Below are 24,453 nucleotides of genomic sequence, written 5' to 3' on the forward strand. Positions count from 1 at the left end.
CGAAGAGCGTAAACCAACTCGTTGCGCAAATCGAATGGAGTGAAGAGCGTAAACCAACTCGTTGCGCAAATCGAATGTTCTTCCGGTCGCTGTTGTATTCGACTATCTTGAATCATCCCTCTAAGGAAGATATTCAAATACAAAGGCGAACGCTATCGCTCCTCCAGAATCATTCGACCTGCTTCACTCCCGTTTTACGGAGAGAGAGCAGCAAAAAAGGAGCGCGGTATAGCCCGCGCTCCTCTAGATAAAAAATTAATGCTTAGACGCCCGTATGTCCGAAGCCGCCGGCGCCGCGAACCGTATCAGGCAATTCATCCGCTTCGGTAATTTGCACGGCCGGCACAACCTGAAACAGCATCTGCGCAATGCGCTCGCCCCGTTCAATCACGAATGGTTCTTGCCCCAAGTTGACCAGCAGCACCTTTACTTCGCCGCGGTAATCGGCATCAATCGTGCCCGGCGAATTCAAACATGTGATGCCGTGCTTAAACGCAAGTCCGCTGCGTGGACGGATTTGCGCTTCCAATTCAGCAGGCATCGCCATCGCAAAGCCCGTCGGAATCAGCTTTCGCTCCCCAGGGTTCAGCGTGACAGGCTCAATGACCGCCGCTTGAAGATCAAACCCGGCCGCAAGTTCGGACATTTTGCGGGGCAAGGCAAGCTCTTCATTGCCCGGCAGCCGTTTAAATACTACTTGAAACAAGCGAATCCCTCCCGAGCGACGCTGCTGCTTTATCATTGCTGCCGACCATCGCGACCGCGAAAGGAACGGTTAGCATCCGTTTCGTAACTTCACGAATATCGTTCATATCAACAGAATCAATCCGCTGGAGCATCTCATCGAGCGTGTAGTGGCGGCCCAGCATCAGCTCGTTTTTCCCCAACCTGTTCATCCGGCTGGATGTGCTCTCAAGGCTGAGAATCAAGCTGCCCTTCAGCTGCTCCTTGCCGCGGTGTAGCTCAGCATCAGTCAGCCCTTTAACGGCCAAATCGTGCATCTGAGCAATCGTGAGATCGAGCACTTCTTTCGTCTGCTTCGGTGCCGTGCCGGCATATACCGTAAACAGCCCGCTGTCCGCATAGGAAGTATGATACGAATAAACGGAGTAAGCTAGCCCGCGCTTTTCCCGGATTTCCTGGAAGAGCCTGGAGCTCATGCCTCCGCCAACGGCATTATTCAGCAGTATCATCGCATACAGCTGAGGATCGGCAATCGAGCAGCCCGGGAACGTGATGCAGATATGGTTCTGCTCGGTTTTTTTCTTATGGAACAGATACTGCCCGTTGAAGGTTGGCGTAGTAACTGCCAGTTCCGTACCGGAGTTCTTGAAGCTGCCAAAATGTTTCTCGAGCAGTTCAATCAACGCCTTCTCTTCCACATTGCCTGCGACGCTAATGACCGTGTTATCGACACGGTATTGGGCCTTCAAGTAGTCTTTAAGGGAATTGCCGTCCATTGCGCTCAGCCGCTCTTCAAGTCCGAGAATGGAATAAGCCAGCGGATGATCGCCGTATGCCGCGCGCGAGGCCTCGTCATGCACCTTATCGTCAGGCGTATCTTCATACATCGAAATTTCCTCGAGGATGACGTTCTTCTCTTTACCCAGCTCTGCAGCGTCCATTAGCGAGTTGAAAAACATATCCGCAAGCGCATCCACCGCGATCGGCAAGTGCTGATCGAGCACCTTGGCGAAATAGCAGGTATATTCCTTAGCCGTAAATGCATTCACGTTCCCGCCGATGCCGTCGAACAGATCTGCGATATCTTTGGCGCTATGGCGCTCCGTGCCTTTAAAGAGCATGTGCTCGATGAAATGGGAAATCCCGTTGTTTTCCGGCGTCTCGTTGCGCGATCCGGTTTTGACCCAAATGCCGAACGAAACCGATCGGAAGGTCGGTATGTATTCCACGACGACGCGTAATCCATTGCTAAGAGTATAGTTATTCAATTGAGTTCCTCCTACACGTTTTCTGCTGCTTTTGCTGGCGAAGCAGAAATACAATGACTTCACTATAACAAAATTATGGTCTTGCCTCAACTAACGAGGTTCTTTTGGAGGAAAGCGTCTCACTGACCGTTCCCAGCATGAGTCCTTTCTGTTTAATGGCCGATATTATGCCCGCCAGCGCCGCGCTGGATGAATCCGTTGGATGCATCAGAATAAGCGATCCCGGCTCGACGCGAGTACGCACTTTCCGGATGATCGAACTGGCTGGCGGGTGCATCCAATCCACCGTATCCAGCGTCCACAGCACGGTCTTCAGGCCTTGCTCCGCAGCAACATCGACAGTCATCTGATTAAAATCGCCGGAAGGCGGCGCGAACCAATGATTCTTCACCTTCAGTGTGGCTTGAAGGAGCGCTTCGGTCTTTGCAATTTGATTATATGCGGAACGGCGGTCAAGTTGACTCATATTGGGATGTGTATAAGCATGATTCGAAATTTCATGGCCTTCCGCCTGAATTTGCTTGGCAACGTCCGTATTTTTCTTCAGCCACGAGCCGTCAAAAAAGAACGTCGCTTTCACGTTTTCTTTCCGCAGCGTGCTTAGCATGGACGGTATAAACTCATTTCCCCAGGCCACGTTGATCATTAGCGCTGCCATCGGCTTGTTCGGATTCCCTTTATAAATGGGATGGCGGCCAAGCGATTCGAGGGTGACTTTAGGTTCTACTTCTTTATATACGAATCTAATCGGCTCGTTTTCAGGCGCGTTCTCCATGAGCCGATAGGTTTTTTCCACGTCCACTTCCAACCCGTTGTAGCCGGGAATCGCTTTCCACACCCGGTCCACTATGGCATCAACCGGCGCAATCCGCCGCTTCGCCGCTTCGGCTTGGATCGTCTCCATCAGCTTCGCATTAACCCCCGAAGATGCAAAAACAGCCTCCGCCAAAGATCCGCGCTGGCCATGCTTAATCGCGGCCACGTATTCCGACAACGGGCCGTTCAGTCTAACAGTCAATAAAAGCGCGCACATGACTAGCGCCATAACGATCGCTTTCTTTAGCCTCATATAAGCTGTCCCACCCTTCTCCTTCATCATATTATGGCTCGGCCTACAATATGAAAAGAAGCGCGGAATGCGACATGCAATAAAAAAAAGAGACAGATGTACCATCTGTCTCTTGCTTGCTGCGAATGCTAAGGCTGCCTAGGACTGCTGAGCAGGAACTTCCGGCGTCAATACGGCTTTGCGGGACAAGTTGATGCGGCCTTGTTGGTCGATCTCCGTTACTTTGACCGTAATTTGATCGCCGATTTTCACGACGTCTTCCACTTTCGCCACACGCTCTGTGGAGAGCTGGGAGATGTGAACCAATCCGTCTTTGTTCGGCAAAATTTCGACGAAGCAGCCGAATTTCTCGATCCGTTTCACTGTGCCGAGGTAAACCTCGCCTACAACGACTTCGCGCACGATGCCTTCGATGATTTGCTTCGCCCGTTCGTTCGCTTCCGCGTTAGAAGACGCGATAAAGACGGTACCGTCTTGCTCGATATCGATTTTTACGCCGGTTTCATCAATGATTTTATTGATGATTTTACCGCCGGAGCCGATAACGTCGCGGATTTTGTCCGGATGGATCTTCATGATGACGATCTTAGGCGCGTACTGAGACAGGCTCGAACGCGGCGCTTGCATCACTTCGGTCATTTTGCCAAGGATATGCATGCGGCCTATGCGGGCTTGCTCCAGCGATTGCGATAGAATCGCGCGGTCGATCCCGTCGATCTTGATGTCCATTTGGATCGCGGTTACGCCCGCTGCCGTGCCGGCAACTTTAAAGTCCATGTCGCCGAGGTGATCTTCCATGCCTTGAATATCGGACAGGATGGAGAAGTGATCGCCGTCTTTGATCAGACCCATTGCAATGCCGGCAACCGGCGCTTTGATCGGTACGCCAGCATCCATCATTGCCAGCGTACTTGCGCAAATGCTCGCTTGGCTGGTGGAACCGTTCGACTCCAACACTTCGGATACGAGACGGATCGTATATGGGAATTCAGTTTCGTTTGGAATGACTTTGGAAAGCGCGCGCTCGCCGAGAGCGCCATGGCCGATTTCGCGGCGGCCGGGAGGACGCAGCGGTCTTGCTTCCCCAACGCTGAACGGCGGGAAGTTATAGTGATGCATGAACCGCTTCGTTTCCGTTAAATCGATGCCGTCTAGAATCTGCACATCGCCCAGCGCCCCGAGCGTACAGATGCTTAGCGCTTGGGTTTGCCCGCGCGTGAACAGGCCGGAGCCGTGCGTGCGAGGAAGCAGTGCGACATCGCATTCGATCGGACGGATTTCGCTAAGAGCTCGTCCATCCGGACGCACCTTGTCATGCGTAATCAATCGGCGGACTTCTTCTTTCACGATATCGTACAGAACTTCTTTCACATCGCCGAGCAGTTCCGGAGTTTCCGCGAAAACTTCTTCGAAATGCGCAACCGTTTCCGCATTTACGGCATCAATCGCATCTTGCCGGGCATGCTTCTCCGCGATCCGGACGGATTCTACCAAGCGATCCTTTGCGTACGCGCGAACAGCCTCATTGACGGCCTCGTCCACGGCATGCAGCTTCACTTCGACCTTTGGCTTGCCTGCAAGGCCTTGCAGCTCTTCCAAGGATGCCACGATACGCCTGATTTCGTCATGACCGAACATGATCGCTTCCAGCATAACATCCTCATGTACTTCGTTCGCTTCGGCTTCCACCATCATGATAGCGTCTTTCGTGCCGGCAACCACGACGTAGACATCGCTTTTCGCTTCTTGTTCAACAGTCGGGTTAATGATGAATTGTCCGTCAATCCGGCCGACGATGACGCCGCCGATTGGTCCGTTAAACGGAATATCGGAAATGGTCAACGCCGCGGACGTACCGATCATCGCCGCAATTTCCGGCGAGCAGTCTTGGTCAACGCTCATTACGATGTTTGCGATTTGCACTTCATTGCGGAACCCTTCCGGGAACAACGGGCGAATCGGACGGTCCGTCAAGCGGCTCGCAAGGATCGCCTTTTCGCTCGGACGGCCTTCGCGCTTGATAAAACCGCCTGGAATTTTACCTACCGCGTAAAGTCGCTCCTCATAATTGACCGTAAGCGGGAAGAAGTCTAGGTTTTTCGGTTCGCTCGAAGAAACGACCGTACATAATACAACGGTTTCACCATACTTGACGGTAACCGCTGCGTTCGCTTGCTTAGCTAATCGGCCCGTCTCCAGAACGAGCGGCCGGCCGCCTAGTGTTGTTTCTACACGATGCAGCATATTAATCCTCCTATGCCGGCTCGCCGCTGCATCCCCCCGGGATACTCGACTGCCGGATCCGTAATTTCCATTCGTGAACTCGCTTGCCAAATCCTTCTGTAAAAAAATCTATAAGAAAAGCTCCGTATGGAGCTATTCAAAACCGGTTATGTATGAATCATTTACAAAAAGCAACCCAGTGAAGCTGAGCCCGGAATCCCGGGCGGCTTAACAACCAGGTTGCTTTTATCCCCGCATCTATTATCGGCGAAGGCCGAGTTTTTCGATCAATGCGCTATAACGTCGTACGTCTTTGTTTTTCAAGTAAGCCAACAGTTTACGGCGTTGACCAACCATTTTGAGCAGACCGCGGCGCGAGTGGTGATCTTTCTTGTGCGTCCGAAGATGATCTGTCAAGTTGACGATGTTTTCCGTCAGGATAGCGATTTGAACTTCCGGTGAACCGGTATCGTTCGCGTGGGTTTTGTGCTCGTCGATCAATTGGTGTTTACGCTCTTGTGTAAGTGCCATCCATATTCACCTCCTTCAATCATAATCGCCGTTAGCCTCGCCGTCGTCGGTGAAAATCGGCCGGCCAAGCTAAGGTTCAATTGTCGCGTTGAGTCGATTTAGAGTTTGATTACGCAACGATTTAGAGTATACCATAACTGTCTGCAAGAAGTAAATGCCGAGCCTCTACTTATTCTTAGCAGCTAATATGGATCGCGCTTGTTCGGCATCGGATCTGATTTGCGCGATCAGCTCGTCAATCGAGCCGAACTTCTTCTCGGTGCGCAAAAAGGCAATGAAACGAACCGTGATCGGTTTGCCGTATAAATCGCCGCTGTAATCAAGCAGATGCGCTTCCATAACAGGCTCAGGCAGCTTGTCATGGAACGTCGGCTTCATGCCGATATTCAGAACGGCCGGCTGTCTTTCGCCATCGACTTCTGCGATGACGGCATAAACGCCCATCCTTGGAACGACAAATGCTGCGTCTTGACGGATGTTCGCAGTCGGAAAGCCGATCGTCCGCCCCCGCCCTTCGCCATGAACAACCGTTCCGCGTACGAGGTACGGTTCGCCGAGAAGCTGAGCCGCTGCCTCGGGACGACCTTCCGATAATGCTTCCCGGACGAGCGTGCTGCTTACCTTGTTGCCGCCTTGCATGAAAGGATCCACGATTTCCACCTCGATATCAGGTTCGCCAAGCGCCCATAATGTTTCCGGCTTGCCCGCCCCCTTGGCTCCGAAGGTGAAGTCAAAACCGACAACCGCCTTCTTCACCTGCAGCGGACGCAGGACGAAATCGACAAACTCGGCCGGCGTGACGCCGGCAAAAGTTAAATCGAAATTCATGATATAGACGGTTTGCGCACCCAGTTTACGAAAACGCTCCAGCTTCTCTTCGAGCGGCGTTAGGCTCGTCGTATAATGGCCGCTTTGTCCCAGCACTTCCTTCGGGTGGGGATGAAAGGTCATAATCGCCCCTTCCAATCCCGCAGCCCTGGCCGCTTCCATCGCGCGGCGGATCACATTTTGATGGCCGCGGTGCACGCCATCGAAATGCCCGATCGCCAGCGTCTTGGGAACGGCCGTCAGCACTGCCGAGGACGAAGCAATCGGATAATGAAGAGAGATAATTTCCACTGCAGTCACACCTGCTTTATGTTCTTCGCTATTCTCCTGTCTTGGTAAACACCTTGACAGCTTTAAGCGTTGCCGATTCTTCGTCCTGCTGGAACAACCCGACGAAGGAATCGTCTACGCCGTAGACGCGGATAATCGAGTTCGGCCCAAAGGCTTCATGCTCAAGTAGAGCATTCAGATAGATCCGCTTCCCTTGGAATGCACGCTGTACATTCTCCATGCTTACGGTCGCGCGCGGAAAGTGATCAAGCGCCACATCGGACGGCGTCAGCTTCCCCTCCAGCTCGCCGGCTGCATGAAGCTCTGCAATTTGATCCAGCGTCAAACACTGCTCTTTAGAAAATCCCCCCGACATCGTTCGAGTCAGCTGCGCCATGACCGCGGGCACGCCCAGCGCTTGTCCGATATCGACGCATAGCGTTCGGATATAGGTCCCTTTCGAGCATTCCACCGAGAATCGGATCGTCGGATGCGGCTGGTCAAGCTGCATGTCCAGCAGATCCAGTGAATAAATCGTCACCTTTCTGGTTTTCCGCTCGATGACTTGGCCTTCCCGAGCCAGCTCGTACAACCGCTTGCCGTCTACGCGGACAGCCGAGTACATTGGCGGCACCTGCTCGATTTCGCCGATAAACGAAGCCAAGACGCGCCGGATCTCCGATTCGGACAATTCCACGGAAGGGAGTTCTTTGGTGACGTTACCGGTCAAGTCCTCGGTATCGGTCGCCAGTCCGAACTGCATCACCGCTTCATAGCTTTTAGGCCGTTCCTGCACGTATTCAACCACTCGCGTGGCCCGTCCGATACAAAGCGGAAGCACGCCGGTAACGGCAGGATCAAGCGTTCCTGTATGGCCGATCCGCTTGACCTTCGTGATGCCTCTGACCTTCGCGACAACGTCGTGCGACGTCCAGCCGGCCGGTTTCCAGACTGCCAAAATGCCATCCATCATGGGTTCAGCGCCTCGCTTACGGCTTGGATGACGGTCGACATCGCATCCTGCATCGGCTGTTCCAGACGGCAGCCGGACGCACGGACATGCCCCCCGCCGCCAAACGATTGCGCAATCGCCGCAACGTCGGCTTTCCCAGAGGAACGCATGCTGACTTTCACGTCGCCGTTCTCGGTTTCTTTAAACAAAATGCCGACATCCACGCCTTCTACATTAAGCGCGTAATTGACGAGGCCTTCGAGATCGTCGCCTACCGCGCCTGTTTCCGCCATATCGGCGAAAGCGACATAGAGCCAGGCGATCCGGTTATCGTCCGAGAACGCCAGCCGGTTTAATCCGCGCTGCAAGAGCAGCAGCTGCGGCTTGGTCATTTGCTCGAGCAAATGATTCGCGATCCAATGGCCCGCAACGTCTTCCTCCAGCATGCGCGAGGCGGCTTGCATGACCCTTGGCGTCGTATTGGAATAACGAAAGCCTCCGGTATCAGTAAGTAATCCGGTATAAATGGCGGTTGCCGCTTCACGGTTAAATGGGATCGCTCCGAACTCAATGAGATCGTAAAGGATCTCGACCGTCGCGGCAGCATCGACCCGAATGAGATTAACCGTGCCGAACGCATCGTTGGTCGGATGATGATCGATATTAAGCAGTTGAGCGGATTCGGCAAATATCTCTTTCACGCGTCCGATCCGGCGGGAATCCGCGCAATCGATCGCGATGATCCGGTCGTAGGTTTCGTTCGGCAGCTGCTTGCTGTAGTTCACGATTTCCGCCGAAGCATCCAGGAACTGCATACGAACCGGTACGGCGCCTTCATTCATCATGACAGCTTGCTTGCCTAATTGCCGGAGAAGCCAGCCGACCGTCAGCGTTGAGCTGATCGCGTCGCCGTCCGGCTGAACATGCGAGACGACAAGAAACCGATTGCCGTCCCGTATGAAATCAAGCGCAGCTTGCAGCTGGTTGTTGTATGCGGCCGGAAAGGCCGCGGCTTTCGCCGCGGTCATTTGCCGCTCCCGTCATTAATGGTGTGCAGGAGCGCTTCGATCTTGCTGCCGTACTCGATGCTGCTGTCGAATTTAAACAACAGCTCCGGCGTATGGCGGAAGCGAATCCGTTTGCCGAGCTCCGAGCGGAGGAAACCGGTACCGCGGGCTAGTGCCTTCAGCGTTTCTTCTTTCTGCTCCTCGCTGCCGAGCACGCTTAGATAAACGCGCGCTTGCGACAGGTCGTTGGTCAAATCCACGCCGGTTACGGTAATGAAACCGATGCGCGGATCTTTGAGTTCAGTTTGGATCAGCTGGCTCAGTTCTTTCTTGATTTGCTCACCTACACGTCCTACGCGGACTTTAGCCATAGGTTAATCACCTCTCTACGCTTTCCAAGACATAAGCCTCGATGATGTCTCCTTCTTTGATGTCATTCATCTTATCGAGCGTTATGCCGCATTCATAGCCTTGCGCGACTTCTTTCGCATCATCCTTGAACCGTTTGAGCGATTCGATCTCGCTTTCGAAAACTACGATGCCGCCGCGGATCAAGCGAGCTTTGGCATTCCGCGTGATTTTGCCGGAAGTAACCATGCAGCCTGCAATAACACCGACCTTGGTGACTTTGAAAATATTGCGTACTTCTGCCTGGCCGATGACGACTTCCTTGTAGACCGGATCCAGCATCCCTTTCATAGCGTGCTCGATTTCGTCGATCACGTTATAAATAATGTTATGCAGACGGATATCGACCTTCTCCTGCTCGGCCGTTGCAAGCGCCTGCGGCTCCGGACGAACGTTGAAGCCGATTACGATAGCGCTGGACGCCGCTGCAAGGTTGATATCGGACTCGGTGATCGCGCCTGCGCCGCTGTGGATGATCTTGACGCGAACGCCTTCGATATCGATCTTGGCAAGCGAGCCTTTCAACGCTTCCGTGGAACCTTGTACGTCGGCCTTGATGATGACGTTTAGATCTTTGATCTCGCCTTCTTTAATATGATTGTACAAATCTTCGAGCGTTACTCTCGAGTTTGCGCCAAGTTCGGATTGACGCTGCTTGATCGCACGGCGCTCCGCAATGGCGCGCGCTTTGCGCTCGTCCTCGAACACGAGGAACGGATCGCCGGCTTGCGGTACTTCCGTTAAGCCCGTAATCTCGATCGGCGTGCTTGGGCCCGCTTCTTTGAGACGGCGGCCTTTATCGTTAACCATGGCGCGAACGCGGCCGAAACAGTTGCCTGCAACGAAAGCATCGCCGATTTTAAGCGTACCGTGCTGAACCAGAACGCGCGCGACCGGACCTTTGCCTTTGTCAAGCTCAGCTTCGATAACCGTACCGCGGGCACGCTTGTTCGGATTAGCTTTGTAGTCGTTGACTTCGGCAACGAGCAGAATCATCTCAAGCAGTTCTTCCAGGTTGATTCGCTGCTTAGCGGAAACGTTGACGAAGATCGTGTCGCCGCCCCACTCTTCCGGTACTAGCTGGTACTCGGTCAAGCTTTGCTTGATTTTGTCCGGATCCGCGCCAGGCTTATCGATTTTGTTGACGGCCACGATTATCGGAACGCCTGCCGCTTTGGCATGGTTGATCGCTTCGACCGTCTGAGGCATAACGCCGTCGTCCGCCGCAACAACGATGATCGTAATATCTGTAACTTGTGCGCCGCGGGCACGCATGAGCGTAAACGCTTCGTGACCCGGCGTATCGAGGAACGTAATTTTCTTGTGGTTAATTTCGACTTGGTACGCGCCGATATGCTGCGTAATGCCGCCAGCTTCGCCGCTCGTTACGCTAGTATGGCGAATCGCATCGAGCAGCGTCGTTTTACCGTGGTCGACGTGACCCATAATCGTAACAACCGGCGGACGAGTTTCGAGCGTAGCTTCTTCGTCCTTCTCTTCGATTGTCTCAAATGCGTCTTCTTCCACCGGAATTTTCACTTCGACTTCAACGCCGTATTCCGCTGCGATCAGTTGAACGGTATCCAGGTCAACCTCTTGGTTGATCGTCGCCATAACGCCCAGCGTAATGAGCTTCTTAATGACTTCGGAAGCGTCTTTATGCAGCAATTTCGCTAATTCGCCAACCGTGACTTCACCGCGGACGATGATTTTCTTCGGCGTATTGTCGATTTTCTCTCTGCGCTCAGGCTGTTGGCCTCTGCCGCGGTTGTTCTTGCCGCCGCGGTTCTTGAAATTGCCCGTACGATTATCGTCAAACCCTTTTTTCGAGCCGTAGTTGTTGTTCGCGGACTTAGGGTTGTTTCTCTTCTTCGCGTGATCGTCGGACGTTCCGCGGGAATCAAAAGACCTCGCCGGTGCATTGTTACGGCTAGGCTGCTGCTGCTGCTGCGCTGGCGGAGCCGAACGGAAGCCGCCTTGGCCGCCGCCTTGATTCGACGAGCCTTGACCCGATGGACGGTTGCCTTGATAGCCGCCACCGCCGCCTTGACCGCCTTGCGGACGATTGCCTTGGTAGCCGCCTTGACCGCCTTGCGGACGTTGACCCTGGCCGCCTTGGCCCTGCGGACGGTTGCCTTGGTAGCCGCCGCCTTGACCGCCTTGCGGACGGTTGCCTTGATAGCCGCCGCCTTGACCGCCTTGCGGACGTTGGCCCTGGCCGCCTTGGCCTTGCGGACGGTTGCCTTGATAGCCGCCGCCTTGACCGCCTTGCGGACGGTTGCCTTGGTAGCCGCCGCCTTGACCGCCTTGCGGACGGTTGCCTTGGTAGCCGCCGCCTTGGCCGCCCTGCGGGCGATTGCCTTGGTAGCCTTGACCTTGCGGACGCTGCTGGTTGTTCGAATGTTGTTGCGCAGGCTGAGTGTTAGTCGTCGATGGCGTGTTTGCGTCGGATGCTTGAGCTTGGCTGTTAGCCTGCTTGGCCGCAGTATCCGCAGACGAAGCTGCGTTCGTGCCAGGTGCTTGTGTATTTGTTATATTCATATTCCCCTGCTGTTCCTGAGTATTTTTGTTTACCTGTCCTTGTCCCTGCGCTGCGGCATTCGTGCTCGGCTGCGGTTTGCGCTCCGGTTGACCCTGCTGCTGGCGATTGGACTGAGCGGCTGCAGACACGGTCGCGCTCTCCTGGGCGCGTTTCGCGGCTGCATTCGCTTTGATGTCGCGGAAGAAGCCTTCCACTTTGGAAACCATTTCGTTCTCCATCACGCTCATATGATTGTTTACGGGAAGATTGAGGCGTTTCAGGATCGTAATGATTTCTTTGCTGCTCATATTCAATGACTTTGCGTATTCATAGACTCGTAATTTGTCTTTGTCTTGTTGTTTAGTCAATATACTCCACCTCCGAAGGTTCAGTTAAGCTCTGTGCAATACTATTGGAAAAGCCGGAGTCGGTTACACCAAGAAGCACCCGCTCAGACTTGCCGATTGCTTCCCCAAGCGTAATTCGGTCGAATGCTTCTACGTGTTTGACCTTGTAGGAGGCACATTTGTCCCGGAACTTCTTCTTCGTATTATCTGATGCATCACCGGCAACTATGACAAGTTTCGCCTTGCCTTGCTGGACCGCTTTTAGGACCGTTTCATCCCCTGTTACGAGCTTACCGGCCCGCATGGCCATGCCCAGCATTTGGAGCGCTTTATGCTTCGTCCTCGTCATCCATCTCATCCTTATTTGCGTTAAACGTATCCTCTACCGCGATAAAATCCTGCTCGAGCTGATCATAAATCTCGGAACCTACCGCATGTTTTAACGCCCGGTCGAGCGCTTTGCTCTTCTTGGCGAGCTTGAAGCATGCGACTTTGCCGCACAGATAGGCGCCGCGGCCTGCCTTTTTCCCCGTCAAATCGATCAAAACCGCTTCATCCGGCGTCCGAACGACGCGGATCAGCTCTTTCTTCGCCATCATTTGCTGGCATGCCACGCATTTGCGCAGCGGAATTTTTCTAGGTCTCACCGGTCATCCCCCCTCAGCATAAAACGGTTAGTCGATGGAGACGGAATCCTGATGCATCGTGCTCATCGGCGATTTCGGGCGGCCAAACTCCTGCTCGGCCTGCGTTTCGCTCTTAATGTCGATCTTCCAGCCGGTCAGCTTCGCCGCCAAACGGGCGTTCTGGCCCTTGATGCCGATCGCGAGCGACAGCTGGTAATCCGGCACGATGACGCGCGCCATCTTCTCTTGCTCATACACGATAACCTCGATGACTTTGGAAGGGCTAAGCGCATTGGCGACGTATTCTTCCACGTTTTCCGACCAGCGGACGATGTCGATTTTCTCGCCCTTGAGCTCGGTCACGATCGTTTGCACGCGCATTCCTTTTTGCCCTACGCACGAACCTACCGGATCTACCTCAGGGTTGCGGGAATGAACCGCGATCTTGGAACGGAAGCCCGCTTCGCGCGCGACGGAGCGAATCTCTACGACACCGTCGTAGATTTCCGGCACTTCCAGTTCAAACAGACGCTTCAGCAGGCCCGGATGCGTACGGGAAAGGAAGATTTGCGGGCCTTTCGTCGTATTTTCCACCTTGGTAATAAACGATTTCACGCGGTCGCCGTGCTTGAATTTGTCCGTAGGCATCAATTCCGTCAACGGCAGAACCGCCTCGACTTTGCCTAGGTCGATAAACAGGTTGCGCACGTCTTGACGTTGTACGATCCCGTTTACGATGTCTTCTTCTTTATCGATGAAGGCATTGTAGATCAGGCCGCGTTCGGCTTCGCGAATGCGCTGCGTCACGACCTGTTTAGCCGTTTGCGCCGCAATCCGGCCGAAGTCGCGAGGCGTTACTTCGATCTCCGCGATATCGTCCAGCTGGTAGTGCGGGTTAATTTCGCGGGACGCTTCCACCGAAATTTCGAGGCGCGGGTCCAGCACGTCCTCAACTACGGTTTTGCGCGCGTATACTTTGATGACGCCCGTAAACCGGTTGATATCTACACGTACGTTCTGGGCGGTATTAAAATTGCGTTTGTAGCTCGAGATCAAGGCTGCTTCAATCGCTTCCAGCAAAATATCTTTGCTGATCCCTTTCTCTCTTTCGATTTCCGACAATGCTTCAATAAAATCCATGCTCATTGGAAATGAGTTCCCCCTTTCGACTGGTTACCCTAACGTTATCATCAAGCCGCTCGCCTTCTTTCTTAGAAAACGATGGCTAAACGGGCGCTTGCTACCTTGGTATAAGGAATGGTGTGCTTCTTCTTGCCGATTTCGATGACGATCTCTTCTCCGTCAAACGAGAGGAGTGTGCCTTCAAACTCTTTCAAGCCGCCAACCGGCTCATAGGTCGTAGCATAGACATGCTTGCCGACCGCTCTGCGGACATCCTCCGGCTTCTTGAGCGGACGTTCCGCCCCAGGCGAGGACACTTCGAGAAAGTACGCATCGGAGATCGGATCGTTCTCATCGAGCTTCTCGCTCAAATATTCGCTGATCCGGCCGCATTCATCAATGTCGATGTTGCCTTCTTTGTCGACGTAGACGCGAAGGAACCAGTTGCTTCCTTCTTTGACGTACTCCACGTCAACGAGTTCAAATCCATGTTCGTCGAGATACGGTTTAACCATTTCCTCAACAGCGGTTTTGATTTTGGATGTGCTCAAAAAACATGTACCTCCTACTGCAGCTATGCGCCACATCAGAGGCGGCGAACTGTCAGTTTTAAATTTTCAGCCGAATGTCACCCTATTGCAGACTGCTTCTGCCTTCATCGTATAGGTAAAAAGGTGCAGACAAAACGTAAAGAGTGGGTTTCCCCACTCTTCTGCGAAAAGGTCGTATCATCAGCATTACCAAAAAGATTATAGCATAACCATGATGTGGTGACAATACGGGCGGCGCTGGAGAGTGCGCTCTGGGCGCGATCACTCCGTTCGAGGTGCGCCTGCGGCCGCTGTTGGAGGATGCGCTCGGCGCGCTCGGCGCGCTCGGCGCGCGGTCGCTCCATTCGAGGTGCGCCTGCGGCCACTGTTGAACCCAGGATGCTGGAGGGGGCGCTCGGCGCGCTCGGCGCGCGTCCGCTCCGTTCGAGGTGCGCCTGCGGCCGCTGTTGAACCCGGGATGCTGGATTGATCTTCAGCAAGGTTGCATCCCGGGTTCAAAGGCGGCACGTAAACTCTCCGGCTGCACCTCGAACTCCACTCCCTTCTCCCCCTCGCTTACCGGCGCGGGAAAGGCAGAGGCCGAAGCTGCCTAGGTCTTCCGGCAACTTCAGCCCCAATTGTAACGAACTCAGTATTGCTTATTTGTAATCAATCGTTAGTTGTTGGCCAGCTAACGAATTGAGGAATCGTTATTTGCTCCAAAATGCTAGCAATCACCCGACTCAGGCCAAATAACATCGCTGGAATTCGTTAGCTCAAAAGTAAAGCCTTTTTCGGCCAAATAGGCACTATACAATTCGTTAGCGGAGCTAACACATATGCGGCACAATAGAATAATTGCTCAAAACCGTATATGAAACCTAAAACAATGACAGTTGATTCGACTCCGGCAAGCCCCGGAAGCAGCCCATTTGCGTCAGTACTTCGACGATCGTTTTGGTCGCTTTCGACTTCTGCTGGAAGTCTTCAACGGACAGGAACTCGCCGAAATCGCGGGCGGCCGCGATGTTGCGCGCCGCGTTCTCGCCGATGCCGCTGATCGCGCCGAACGGCGGGATGATCGAGCTGCCGTCGATGATGAACCGCGTCGCTTCCGAACGGTACAGATCGACCGGCTTGAAGGAGAAGCCGCGAGCCGTCATCTCCAGCGCCATCTCAAGCAAGGATACGCTGTTTTTCTCTTTCGGCGTCGCGCTGAAACCCTTTGCCTCGATCTCAATCAACCGCTTCAGGATGGCATCGTAGCCCTTGCAGAGCAGCTCCAAATCGAAATCCTCCGCCCGGATCGAGAAGTACGTCGCGTAGTAGGCGATCGGGTAGTACAGTTTGAAGAATGCCGTACGAACCGCCGAAATTACATAAGCGGCCGCGTGGGCTTTCGGGAACATGTACTCGATCTTGAGACAGGAATCGATGTACCATTGAGGCACCTTGCAGCGCTTCATTTCCTCGATCCACTCCGGCGTCAGGCCACGGCCTTTACGCACGCTCTCGGTGATTTTAAAGGCAAGCCCCGCATCCATGCCCGCTTTGTAAATCAAGTAAAGCATAATATCGTCACGGCACCCGATAACGGTCTTGATCGTACAGGTGCGGTTCTTGATCAGCTCTTGCGCATTGCCAAGCCAAACGCCGGTACCGTGGGACAAGCCCGAAATTTGCAGCAAGTCCGCAAAGGTCGATGGCTTCGTTTCCTCCAACATCTGGCGCACGAACTTCGTGCCCATCTCCGGAACGCCGTAAGTGGCGACGGATGACCGGATTTGATCCGGCATAACGCCAAGCGCATCGGTCGAGCTGAACATGCTCATGACCTTCGAATCGTTCATCGGGATCGTCGTCGGATCGACGCCGGTCAAATCCTGCAGCATCCGCATCATCGTCGGATCATCGTGTCCGAGTATATCGAGCTTAAGCAGGTTGTCCTCGAAAGCGTGATAGTCAAAATGGGTCGTTTTCCACTCGGCGCTCAGATCATCCGCCGGATACTGAACCGGCGTTACATCCTCGACCTCGATATAGTCCGGCACGACGACGATGCCGCCTGGATGCTGCCCGGTGCTTCGCTTGACGCCGGTACATCCGTTGGCAAGCCGCGCCAGCTCGGCGCCGCGCCATTTTTTGCCGTATTCCTCTTCGTATTTCTTCGCGAAGCCATAGGCCGTCTTTTCCGCGACCGTACCGATCGTTCCGGCACGGAACACGTTCTCGGCGCCGAACATGATCTTGGTGAAGTTATGGGCAACCGCCTGATATTCGCCGGAGAAGTTCAAGTCGATATCGGGAACTTTATCGCCTTTAAAGCCGAGGAACGTCTCGAACGGAATATCCTGCCCTTCTCCTTTCAACGGTTGACCGCAATTCGGGCATATCTTGTCCGGCAGGTCGAAGCCGCTCGGGTAGCTGCCGTCCAGGAACCATTCGCTGTACTTGCACGCTTCGTTCAGGCACGTATAATGCGCAGGCAGCGGGTTTACCTCCGATATGCCGAGGAACGTCGCTACGATGGACGAACCTACGGAACCACGGGAACCGACCAGATAGCCGTCTTCATTCGATTTCTTAACGAGCTTAGCCGAGATCAAATAGTTAGCTGCAAAGCCCGCCTTCGTAATCGGCACAAGCTCCCGCTCCAGCCGCTCGACGACAACGTCGGGCAGCGGTTCGCCGTATAACCTCCGTGCCGTGTCGTAGCACGTATCGCGCATCTCGTCGTCGGCGCCTTCCAGGATCGGAACGAAAAGCTTCGGCGGGAACATATCGAACGGCTCGAACCGGTCCGCCAGCTCCGACGTGTTCTTGACGACGACTTCGTAAGCGCGGGCTTCCCCGAGGAACGAGAACTCCTGCAGCATTTCCTTCGTCGTGCGGAAATGGGCATCCGGTTTGCGGATATCCTTCAGCGGGCTAAAGCCGGTAATGCCATGGATCGTAATATCGCGGAACAGCTTGTCCCGCTGCAGCAAGTAATGGACGTTGCCCGTGGCGATGACCGGCTTGCCGAGCTTGTCGCCGATTTCGCACACGCGGCGGATCGCCTGCTCGATTTCGGCGCGGCTCGCTACAAAGCCTTTTTCGACCAGATGCATATAGAAGTCGATTGGTTGGATTTCCAGAACATCGTAATACTGGGCAACCTCTTCGGCTTCTTCAATCGACTTGTTCATAACAGCTTCGAAGAACTCGCCCTTCTCGCAGCCCGAGACCACCAGCAAACCTTCGCGCAGTTCTGTTAATTTACTCTTAGGAATGATTGCAACACGCTTAAAATGTTCCGTATGAGACAATGAGATCAGCTTGAACAAGTTTTTCTTGCCGGTACCGTTCAGCGCATATATGCAGCTGTGGAACGGACGCATGTTCGACAGGTCAAGGCCGACATAGTCGTTCAACATATGAAGGCCAGTAATGTTGCGCGCCGCCGCATCGTTGACGAGACCGAACAGAACGCCGCCGAGCGCGATGGAATCATCGATTGCGCGGTGATGGTTTTCGAGCGAAATTTTATATTTATCCGCTAACGTATTCAGCCTGTGGTTCTTCATCGCCGGATGCAGGAAGCGGGCTAGCTCCAGCGTATCGAGAACCGGATTTTTCACTTCAGGAAGGCCGTGCAGCTTGCAAGCCGCCTGGATAAAGCCCATATCGAACCGCGCATTGTGGGCGACCAGCACGGCATCGCCGATAAATTCGATGAACTCATGGATTTTCGGACCAAGCTCCGGCGCATCCTGAACCATTTCATTCGTAATATTAGTCAGCTGCTGAATGTTGTACGGAATTTGTTCATGCGGATTAATGAAGGTGGAGAAACGGCCGATTTCCTTGCCCTCGTGCATCTTCACGCCCGCAAGCTCGATAATCTTGTTGTTTACGACGGACAGACCGGTCGTCTCGACGTCGAATACGACGTATACCGCGGACTGCATGGATTCCTCGCGAGAATTCATGACCATCGGAACGGCATCGTTGACGATGTTCGCTTCCAGGCCGAACAATGCTTTAACCCCATGCTTCTTCGCAGCCTTGGCCGCCTCGGGATAGCACTGAACATTGCCGTGATCCGTAATCGCGATCGCTTTATGCCCCCATTTAGCCGCTTGCTTGATGTAGGCATCCACGGACGTCACCGCATCCATCGTGCTCATCGTCGTGTGCAAATGGAATTCGACGCGCTTCTCTTCCGCATCGTCCTTCGCCTCTTTAGGCGCAACTACCTCATGGAGGTCGGAAGGCATCATGACAAGCTCCGGCTCCATCATGAAGCGATCGTATTCAACGCGGCCGCGCGCTTTGATCCATTTGCCGTTAGCCAGCTGCTTCAATACTTTAACGTCTTCCTTCGTCTTGGCGAACATCTTCATCGCAATCGAATCCGAAAAGTCGGTCACGTTAAACGTAAACAGCGTGCTGCCGTTGCGAAGCTCTTTCTCATCCAGTCCGAAAACGGCGCCTTGCACCGTAATCTTCTTCTCTTCCTCGATAATGTTCATGATCGGCACGGCTTCATCGCGAATATCGTATCCAATCACGAGGCGAACATCGCCTTCCTCGACGGTTGGCGCTTCCGGCGCCGGAGCCGTCATCATCTGTTCGATAACTTCCCGCTCTTCTTGGATCCGCTTCTGGGTGAACTGCTCATATGCTTCTTGATTGGATTCGGCTACAACCATTTTCACGCGGCAAGTTATTGCGAACTGCCGTTTGAAGAACTCAACCGCCAGCTCATCGATCTTTTTCTTCTTCGCAAGCTCAAGGCCCATCTCGTCCATCAATTGGATCGTGACAAGCTCGCCTTCGACGTCCATCTTCGACTTGCTGATCCAGCCGTTTACGGTCGGATTGCTATGCAGCAGCCACTCCAAGAAAGCCGGCCAGTATTCTTGAATCACTTCGTACTTCCGCACTTCGCCGCCAAACTGGAACTGAAACGAGATTTGCGCAATATGAGCGAATTTCGAGACAACCGCGCGGCAAAAAACAGTAAAAGCCGGTAAAGGAACCAAGGCCGTCTTCACGATGCAAAACGTCCATTCCCGGTTACTCCGGCTTACGATTACTCGGTCTATATACCCATCGCTGAAATGCTCAGCCATCAATTGCTGCGGAAGTTCTGCCTGCTTCATCAGCAGCTCGAACCGTTGCCGCTTTTCCCCGGTTTGGTTCATATTGTTCCTCCCCCAAAAAGAAACGGCTGTCGCCGCTCTAAAGCGAATACAGCCGTTTATTCCCTTTTTACTCCCTTGCAGCAGGCGATTAGTACGCCCGTGCAAACACGACCGAGTGCTCGGCTTTCTCGCCGCACACCAGACATGATGTTTTATGCTCCGCAGGCTCGAACGGAATGTTACGGCTCGTTGCGCCCGTTTCTTCCTTCACCTGAGCCTCGCATGCGTCCGATCCGCACCATCCTGCTAGTGCGAAGCCGCGTTTCTCTTCAAAGAGCGACTTCATTTCATCGAGCGTCCCGACGGAATAGGAGTGCTCCGCACGGAATTGCATTGCACGCTCAAGCATATCATTATGCGTCTCTTGCAGCATACGATCAATTTCTTCCTTCAAATTGCTTTGAAGAACGATGCGCTTCTCGCCGGTAATCCGTGAAACGAGAACGACTTGTCCATTCTCCATGTCACGAGGTCCAAGCTCCAAGCGGACCGGTACGCCGCGCATTTCGTATTCGTTGAATTTCCAGCCCGGACTTACATCGCTGCGGTCATCCACCTTCACGCGGATGCCTGCTTTTTTCAGCTCGGCGTACAGCTCGTCCACACGGCCAACGACTTGCTCGCGCGTCTTAGGAGGGCCGATCGGAATCATGATGACCTGCGTAGGCGCTACCTTCGGCGGAAGCGCAAGACCTCGGTCATCGCCATGCACCATGATCATGGCGCCCATCAGACGCGTCGAAACGCCCCATGACGTGGTGTGCACGTACTGCTGCGTGTTTTCGCGATCCAAATACTTAATGTCGAACGCGACTGCAAACTTGTTGCCAAGATAATGAGAAGTACCCGCTTGAACGGCGCGGCCGTCTCTCATCATCGCTTCGATGGAATACGTATCTACCGCGCCGGCAAACCGCTCGGAAGGCGTCTTCTGCCCCATGATAACCGGAATGGCCAGGTAATTCTCGCAAAAATCACGGTAAATCTCAAGCATCCGGCTTGTCTCTTCGCGTGCTTCCGTTTCCGTTTCATGAGCCGTATGGCCTTCCTGCCACAGAAACTCGGTCGTCCGCAGGAACGGCAGCGTCCGCTTCTCCCAGCGCACGACGTTCGCCCATTGATTGATCAAGACCGGCAAATCGCGGTACGATTGAATCCATTTCGCGTACATATGGCCGATAATCGTTTCCGAGGTCGGACGGATCGCGAGCCGCTCCTCCAGCTTCTCGCCGCCCGCTTCCGTTACCCACGGCAGCTCCGGATTGAAGCCTTCGACGTGCTCTTTCTCCTTCAAGAAGAAGCTCTCCGGAATGAACATCGGGAAGTACGCGTTGCGGTGGCCGGTTTCCTTGAACCTGCGGTCCAACTCATCCTTCATATGCTCCCAAATTTCGAAGCCTTCCGGACGGAATACGATACAGCCGCGCACAGGCGAGTAATCCATTAATTCCGCTTTTTTGATAACATCGATATACCACCGCGAAAAATCCTCGTTCTGCGGCGTAATTTCCGTAACGAACTGCTTATCTTTCGACATGACCGACTCAGTGCTCCCCTCGTACCAATCGCAAAATATCATTATAGGTAACGGCCAGCATGAGCAGCATCAGCATCGCAAAGCCGATAAAATGCACCATGCTCTCGCGGTTCGGATCAACCGGACGGCCGCGTATTGCTTCAAAGCCTAGGAAGACCAAGCGGCTTCCATCCAGCGCCGGAATCGGCAGCAGGTTAAAGATCCCCAAATACAGGCTCAGCACAGCGACCCATGACGTCAGCTGAACGATGCCTTCATTCGCGATTTGGCTTGTCACCTGGGCAGTCCGCACCGGTCCGCCAAGATCCTCCATCTTGAAATCGCCGAGGATCAGTTTCTTAAATCCGTCAAAAATCATGATCGTCATGTTCTTCATCGCTTTGCCTGCGAACGTGAACGTTTCGACGAACGTAACGGAGCGCGTTGGCACAGCTGCCTGGATGCCGAGCTTGCCGACGCCTGTCGCCGGATCCGGCTTCGGCGTAATTTTGAAGGATATCGGCTTCCCGTCGCGAATGACGTTGAACACAAGCGGCACGTTTACCGACTTGCTGATCAGGTCGATCATTTTGGCGGAATCGCCGCCGATCTTCTCACCGTTCACGCTATCGATCACATCGCCTACGCGCAGATCGGTTTTGGCAGCCGGCATTCCTTCCACAACGCTGCCGATGAGCAGCTTATCCGGATTCTCCATCGGAACGCCCGCCATTTGGAAATAGAGCCCAAACAGCACAAAAGCCAGCACAAAATTCATCACCGGTCCGGCTACGATCGCCAGAGCCCGTTGCCCGACGGTTTTGCTGCCGAATTGACGGTCAATCGGCGCAATTTGCGTCTCTTTGCCTTTGCTGATCATCAGCGCTTGCGGATGAACATCGTAGGAATCCGTAATCCCGTCCGCGTTTAGAGCAAGCTTCAGCCTGCGTTCGATATCGATCGTCTCGACTTCGCCGCGCACCACATTGCTCCGATCATCCAACCGGTCCAAGTAAATGCGCGTCACTTTATTGTCCTTCACCCGCACGGCAACGGTTTGTCCGGGGTGAATCTCGATGAGCTCCGGGTCTTCGCCGGCCATGCGCACGAATCCGCCTGCCGGAACGAGCCGAAGGGTATACCTCGTTTCACCGCGTTTGATGGAGAACAGCTTCGGGCCAAACCCGATCGCAAACTCCCTTACCAATATGCCGGCTCGCTTCGCAAAATAAAAGTGACCCCATTCATGAATGGTCACGATAACGAAGAAGACCATTACCGTCAAAAAGACGACTTGAATCATATGCATCGTTCCCCTCGCCTCCTGTTCGTAACGGCCTGTACTTAGATTATCATTATTCTCCCGTTCGATACAAGAGAACCAACGGTTAGATGCTCGCCGCTTCTCTCCTTGCCCAGGCATCCACGGCAGCGATCGAAGCTACATCCGGCACATCCACGATCTGATGCCGATCCAACACGGTCGCGATGACCGATTCGATCTCCAGGAACGTTATCTCGCCTGCCAAGAACCTGGCCACGGCCGTTTCATTTGCCGCATTGAATACGGTTGGAGCGGATTTGCCCGCTTGTCCGCTCTCGTAAGCGAAACGCAGACATGGATAACGGTCGAAATCCATTTCGCGGAAATGAAGCGCGGCGAGCTTGGCCAGGTTAAGCGATTCCGTCGGCGTCGGCCTGCGTTCCGGGTACGTCAAAGCGTATTGGATCGGCACGCGCATATCCGGAAGCCCGAGCTGCGCAATAATGCTATGATCGACAAATTCGACGTACGAATGAATGATGCTCTCCGGATGAATGATAACATCGATTTGATTGTAAGCCAGATCAAAAAGCCAATGGGCTTCTATAACCTCGAGGCCTTTGTTTGCCATCGTCGCGGAGTCGATCGTAATTTTGGCGCCCATCGACCAGTTCGGATGGTTGAGCGCTTGTTCAACCGTTACGCCCTCCAATTCGGACCGCTTGCGATCACGAAACGAACCGCCTGATGCGGTTAACGTAATCCGGCGAACGTCGCTGCGTCTCTCTCCGTTCAAGCATTGAAAGATCGCGGAATGCTCACTGTCGATCGGCAGGATTGAAACCCCGCGCTCCTCCGCTCTTCTGATCACGATATGGCCGGCAGTAACGAGTGTTTCTTTATTGGCAAGTCCAATGTGCTTGCCGGCATCGATAGCTGCGAGAGTCGCCTCCAGCCCTCTGCTTCCAACGATAGCCGTCACGACCGTATCCGCTTCGCTATCTGCAGCAAGCTCGATCAAGCCTTCGTTCCCATACAACACTTTCGTACCAAGCGGAAGATGACCGCGAGCTTCATCCGCCAGCTCTTTCGTCGATAAACAGACGCTCTTGGGCTTGTACCGGTTCGCTTGTTCAATCAGCAGCCGCAGGTTATTTCCGGCAGCCAAGCCTTCAACCTGATACCGTTCGGGTTCATGACTGAGAATATCCAGGGTTTGCGTCCCGATCGAACCGGTGGAACCGAGAATCGTAATTTTTTTCAATGGTGGGGCCTCCTCATGTTCATAACGGAAGCAAATCGGTCATAACGAGCAGCGGAAATACGATCAGCCAGCTGTCGCAGCGGTCGAGTACGCCGCCATGTCCAGGCAATAAAGCACCGGTATCCTTGATTCCTCGAATCCGTTTGTAAGCCGACTGAATCAAATCTCCCAACTGGCCTGCAACAGCCGCGGTCAGACCGATGAGCAAAGCCCGGCTGATGGTAATGACATCGGGATAAACCAATGCAAAAACGACTGCGATGGCAAGTGCGAGCACAATACCGCCAATCGAGCCTTCAATTGTTTTGTTTGGGCTAATGGATGGCCACAGCTTATGTTTTCCGATCGCTCGCCCAGTAAAATAGGCTCCGATATCGGACGCCCAGATCGCACCGAACGCCATGCATGTCGTCAGCAGGCCATGCGATTCCGCGTTGCGGACCTCAAACATCGCATGAAAACCGTAACCTACATATAAAGCGCCGAGCAGCATCAAAGCGGCTCCGTCTATCGTGATCGCATTTTTCGTCAGAACGGTAACCGCAAGCAGCAGAAATAGCAGCAACCATAGCGTATGTATCGCTGCAGGCGACTCCAGTCCAATTTCATCCCATGGAATGAATAGAACCAGCATCCCCGCAAACCCGATTAAAGACAACGGATGCGTGGCGGAGACGCCATTCATCCGCGCATATTCCTTAAATCCGATAACGGCAAGTAAAAGGAGGAGTGCAAAGAAAAACCATCCGCCGAGAACAGTTAAAAATATAAATGCCGCTCCGCCAATGAGGCCGGTAATAATTCGTTGTTTCACCTGAAAGGACACGCTCCAGT

Annotated in this window: 20 protein-coding genes; all 20 read right to left on the minus strand. The window is 53.8% G+C overall.

The window, feature by feature from the left end:
• Nucleotides 1-262 precede the first annotated feature (262 nt).
• Nucleotides 263-742, minus strand: coding sequence for a dUTP diphosphatase (dut, locus tag DL346_RS12445; RefSeq protein WP_112882433.1), 480 nt, complete (start codon nt 740-742; stop codon nt 263-265).
• On the minus strand, nt 687-1,952 hold the full coding sequence (locus DL346_RS12450) for a M16 family metallopeptidase (protein ID WP_112882434.1): 1,266 nt from the start codon (nt 1,950-1,952) through the stop codon (nt 687-689). The genes dut and DL346_RS12450 overlap by 56 nt, the downstream gene beginning before the upstream one ends.
• 73 nt (nt 1,953-2,025) lie before the next feature.
• Nucleotides 2,026-3,021 (minus strand): polysaccharide deacetylase family protein, encoded by a 996-nt coding sequence (locus DL346_RS12455; RefSeq protein ID WP_112882435.1) that lies wholly within the window; start codon nt 3,019-3,021, stop codon nt 2,026-2,028.
• 138 nt (nt 3,022-3,159) lie between these two features.
• Nucleotides 3,160-5,265: a polyribonucleotide nucleotidyltransferase gene (pnp, locus tag DL346_RS12460; RefSeq protein ID WP_112882436.1), complete on the minus strand. Its 2,106-nt coding sequence runs from the start codon at nt 5,263-5,265 to the stop codon at nt 3,160-3,162.
• A 240-nt stretch (nt 5,266-5,505) separates the two neighbouring features.
• On the minus strand, nt 5,506-5,775 hold the full coding sequence (rpsO, locus tag DL346_RS12465; protein ID WP_112882437.1) for a 30S ribosomal protein S15: 270 nt from the start codon (nt 5,773-5,775) through the stop codon (nt 5,506-5,508).
• A gap of 165 nt (nt 5,776-5,940) precedes the next feature.
• The gene (locus tag DL346_RS12470) at nt 5,941-6,894 is read right to left on the minus strand and encodes a bifunctional riboflavin kinase/FAD synthetase (protein ID WP_112882438.1); all 954 of its coding nucleotides are present in this window, start codon (nt 6,892-6,894) and stop codon (nt 5,941-5,943) included.
• A gap of 28 nt (nt 6,895-6,922) precedes the next feature.
• On the minus strand, nt 6,923-7,846 hold the full coding sequence (gene truB, locus DL346_RS12475) for a tRNA pseudouridine(55) synthase TruB (RefSeq protein WP_338066301.1): 924 nt from the start codon (nt 7,844-7,846) through the stop codon (nt 6,923-6,925).
• Nucleotides 7,843-8,853 (minus strand): DHH family phosphoesterase, encoded by a 1,011-nt coding sequence (locus DL346_RS12480; RefSeq protein ID WP_112882439.1) that lies wholly within the window; start codon nt 8,851-8,853, stop codon nt 7,843-7,845. The genes truB and DL346_RS12480 overlap by 4 nt, the downstream gene beginning before the upstream one ends.
• Entirely contained in the window at nt 8,850-9,203 is a 354-nt protein-coding gene (gene rbfA, locus DL346_RS12485) for a 30S ribosome-binding factor RbfA (RefSeq protein ID WP_112882440.1), read from the minus strand. The genes DL346_RS12480 and rbfA overlap by 4 nt, the downstream gene beginning before the upstream one ends.
• A 7-nt stretch (nt 9,204-9,210) precedes the next feature.
• Nucleotides 9,211-12,129 (minus strand): translation initiation factor IF-2, encoded by a 2,919-nt coding sequence (gene infB / locus DL346_RS12490; RefSeq protein ID WP_112882441.1) that lies wholly within the window; start codon nt 12,127-12,129, stop codon nt 9,211-9,213.
• Nucleotides 12,122-12,457 carry a L7Ae/L30e/S12e/Gadd45 family ribosomal protein gene (locus tag DL346_RS12495; protein ID WP_420849556.1) on the minus strand — a complete coding sequence of 112 codons (336 nt, stop codon included), beginning with the start codon at nt 12,455-12,457 and terminating at the stop codon, nt 12,122-12,124. The genes infB and DL346_RS12495 overlap by 8 nt, the downstream gene beginning before the upstream one ends.
• Nucleotides 12,438-12,755: an RNase P modulator RnpM gene (gene rnpM / locus DL346_RS12500; protein ID WP_112882443.1), complete on the minus strand. Its 318-nt coding sequence runs from the start codon at nt 12,753-12,755 to the stop codon at nt 12,438-12,440. The genes DL346_RS12495 and rnpM overlap by 20 nt, the downstream gene beginning before the upstream one ends.
• Nucleotides 12,756-12,782: 27 nt before the next feature.
• Nucleotides 12,783-13,880: a transcription termination factor NusA gene (gene nusA, locus DL346_RS12505; protein ID WP_112882444.1), complete on the minus strand. Its 1,098-nt coding sequence runs from the start codon at nt 13,878-13,880 to the stop codon at nt 12,783-12,785.
• 65 nt (nt 13,881-13,945) lie between these two features.
• Nucleotides 13,946-14,407: a ribosome maturation factor RimP gene (rimP, locus tag DL346_RS12510; RefSeq protein ID WP_112882445.1), complete on the minus strand. Its 462-nt coding sequence runs from the start codon at nt 14,405-14,407 to the stop codon at nt 13,946-13,948.
• 104 nt (nt 14,408-14,511) lie between these two features.
• Nucleotides 14,512-14,751 carry a hypothetical protein gene (locus tag DL346_RS28800; protein ID WP_133257529.1) on the minus strand — a complete coding sequence of 80 codons (240 nt, stop codon included), beginning with the start codon at nt 14,749-14,751 and terminating at the stop codon, nt 14,512-14,514.
• 516 nt (nt 14,752-15,267) lie between these two features.
• Complete coding sequence (locus DL346_RS12515; RefSeq protein ID WP_112882446.1) at nt 15,268-19,575, minus strand: PolC-type DNA polymerase III; 4,308 nt, start codon at nt 19,573-19,575, stop codon at nt 15,268-15,270.
• Nucleotides 19,576-19,663: 88 nt separating this feature from the next.
• Nucleotides 19,664-21,112, minus strand: a complete 1,449-nt coding sequence (gene proS / locus DL346_RS12520; RefSeq protein WP_112882447.1) for a proline--tRNA ligase — start codon at nt 21,110-21,112, stop codon at nt 19,664-19,666.
• Nucleotides 21,113-21,119: 7 nt separating this feature from the next.
• Nucleotides 21,120-22,400 carry an RIP metalloprotease RseP gene (gene rseP / locus DL346_RS12525; protein ID WP_112882448.1) on the minus strand — a complete coding sequence of 427 codons (1,281 nt, stop codon included), beginning with the start codon at nt 22,398-22,400 and terminating at the stop codon, nt 21,120-21,122.
• 79 nt (nt 22,401-22,479) lie between these two features.
• Nucleotides 22,480-23,619, minus strand: coding sequence for a 1-deoxy-D-xylulose-5-phosphate reductoisomerase (locus DL346_RS12530; RefSeq protein ID WP_112882449.1), 1,140 nt, complete (start codon nt 23,617-23,619; stop codon nt 22,480-22,482).
• A gap of 19 nt (nt 23,620-23,638) precedes the next feature.
• Entirely contained in the window at nt 23,639-24,433 is a 795-nt protein-coding gene (locus tag DL346_RS12535; protein WP_112882450.1) for a phosphatidate cytidylyltransferase, read from the minus strand.
• Nucleotides 24,434-24,453: the final 20 nt, after the last annotated feature.

Source organism: Paenibacillus montanisoli, assembly GCF_003268025.1.
Classification (GTDB): domain Bacteria; phylum Bacillota; class Bacilli; order Paenibacillales; family Paenibacillaceae; genus Paenibacillus_Z; species Paenibacillus_Z montanisoli.

Bases quoted from the DNA above. Each gene is read 5' to 3' on its own strand.
- dut (WP_112882433.1), bottom strand. From the start codon at position 742: ATGATAAAGCAGCAGCGTCGCTCGGGAGGGATTCGCTTGTTTCAAGTA.
- DL346_RS12495 (WP_420849556.1), bottom strand. From the start codon at position 12,457: ATGACGAGGACGAAGCATAAAGCGCTCCAAATGCTGGGCATGGCCATG.
- DL346_RS12480 (WP_112882439.1), bottom strand. From the start codon at position 8,853: ATGACCGCGGCGAAAGCCGCGGCCTTTCCGGCCGCATACAACAACCAG.
- pnp (WP_112882436.1), bottom strand. From the start codon at position 5,265: ATGCTGCATCGTGTAGAAACAACACTAGGCGGCCGGCCGCTCGTTCTG.
- DL346_RS12455 (WP_112882435.1), bottom strand. From the start codon at position 3,021: ATGAGGCTAAAGAAAGCGATCGTTATGGCGCTAGTCATGTGCGCGCTT.
- truB (WP_338066301.1), bottom strand. From the start codon at position 7,846: ATGATGGATGGCATTTTGGCAGTCTGGAAACCGGCCGGCTGGACGTCG.
- DL346_RS28800 (WP_133257529.1), bottom strand. From the start codon at position 14,751: ATGGAGCGACCGCGCGCCGAGCGCGCCGAGCGCGCCGAGCGCATCCTC.
- nusA (WP_112882444.1), bottom strand. From the start codon at position 13,880: ATGAGCATGGATTTTATTGAAGCATTGTCGGAAATCGAAAGAGAGAAA.
- rseP (WP_112882448.1), bottom strand. From the start codon at position 22,400: ATGCATATGATTCAAGTCGTCTTTTTGACGGTAATGGTCTTCTTCGTT.
- DL346_RS12515 (WP_112882446.1), bottom strand. From the start codon at position 19,575: ATGAACCAAACCGGGGAAAAGCGGCAACGGTTCGAGCTGCTGATGAAG.
- proS (WP_112882447.1), bottom strand. From the start codon at position 21,112: ATGTCGAAAGATAAGCAGTTCGTTACGGAAATTACGCCGCAGAACGAG.
- rbfA (WP_112882440.1), bottom strand. From the start codon at position 9,203: ATGGCTAAAGTCCGCGTAGGACGTGTAGGTGAGCAAATCAAGAAAGAA.
- rpsO (WP_112882437.1), bottom strand. From the start codon at position 5,775: ATGGCACTTACACAAGAGCGTAAACACCAATTGATCGACGAGCACAAA.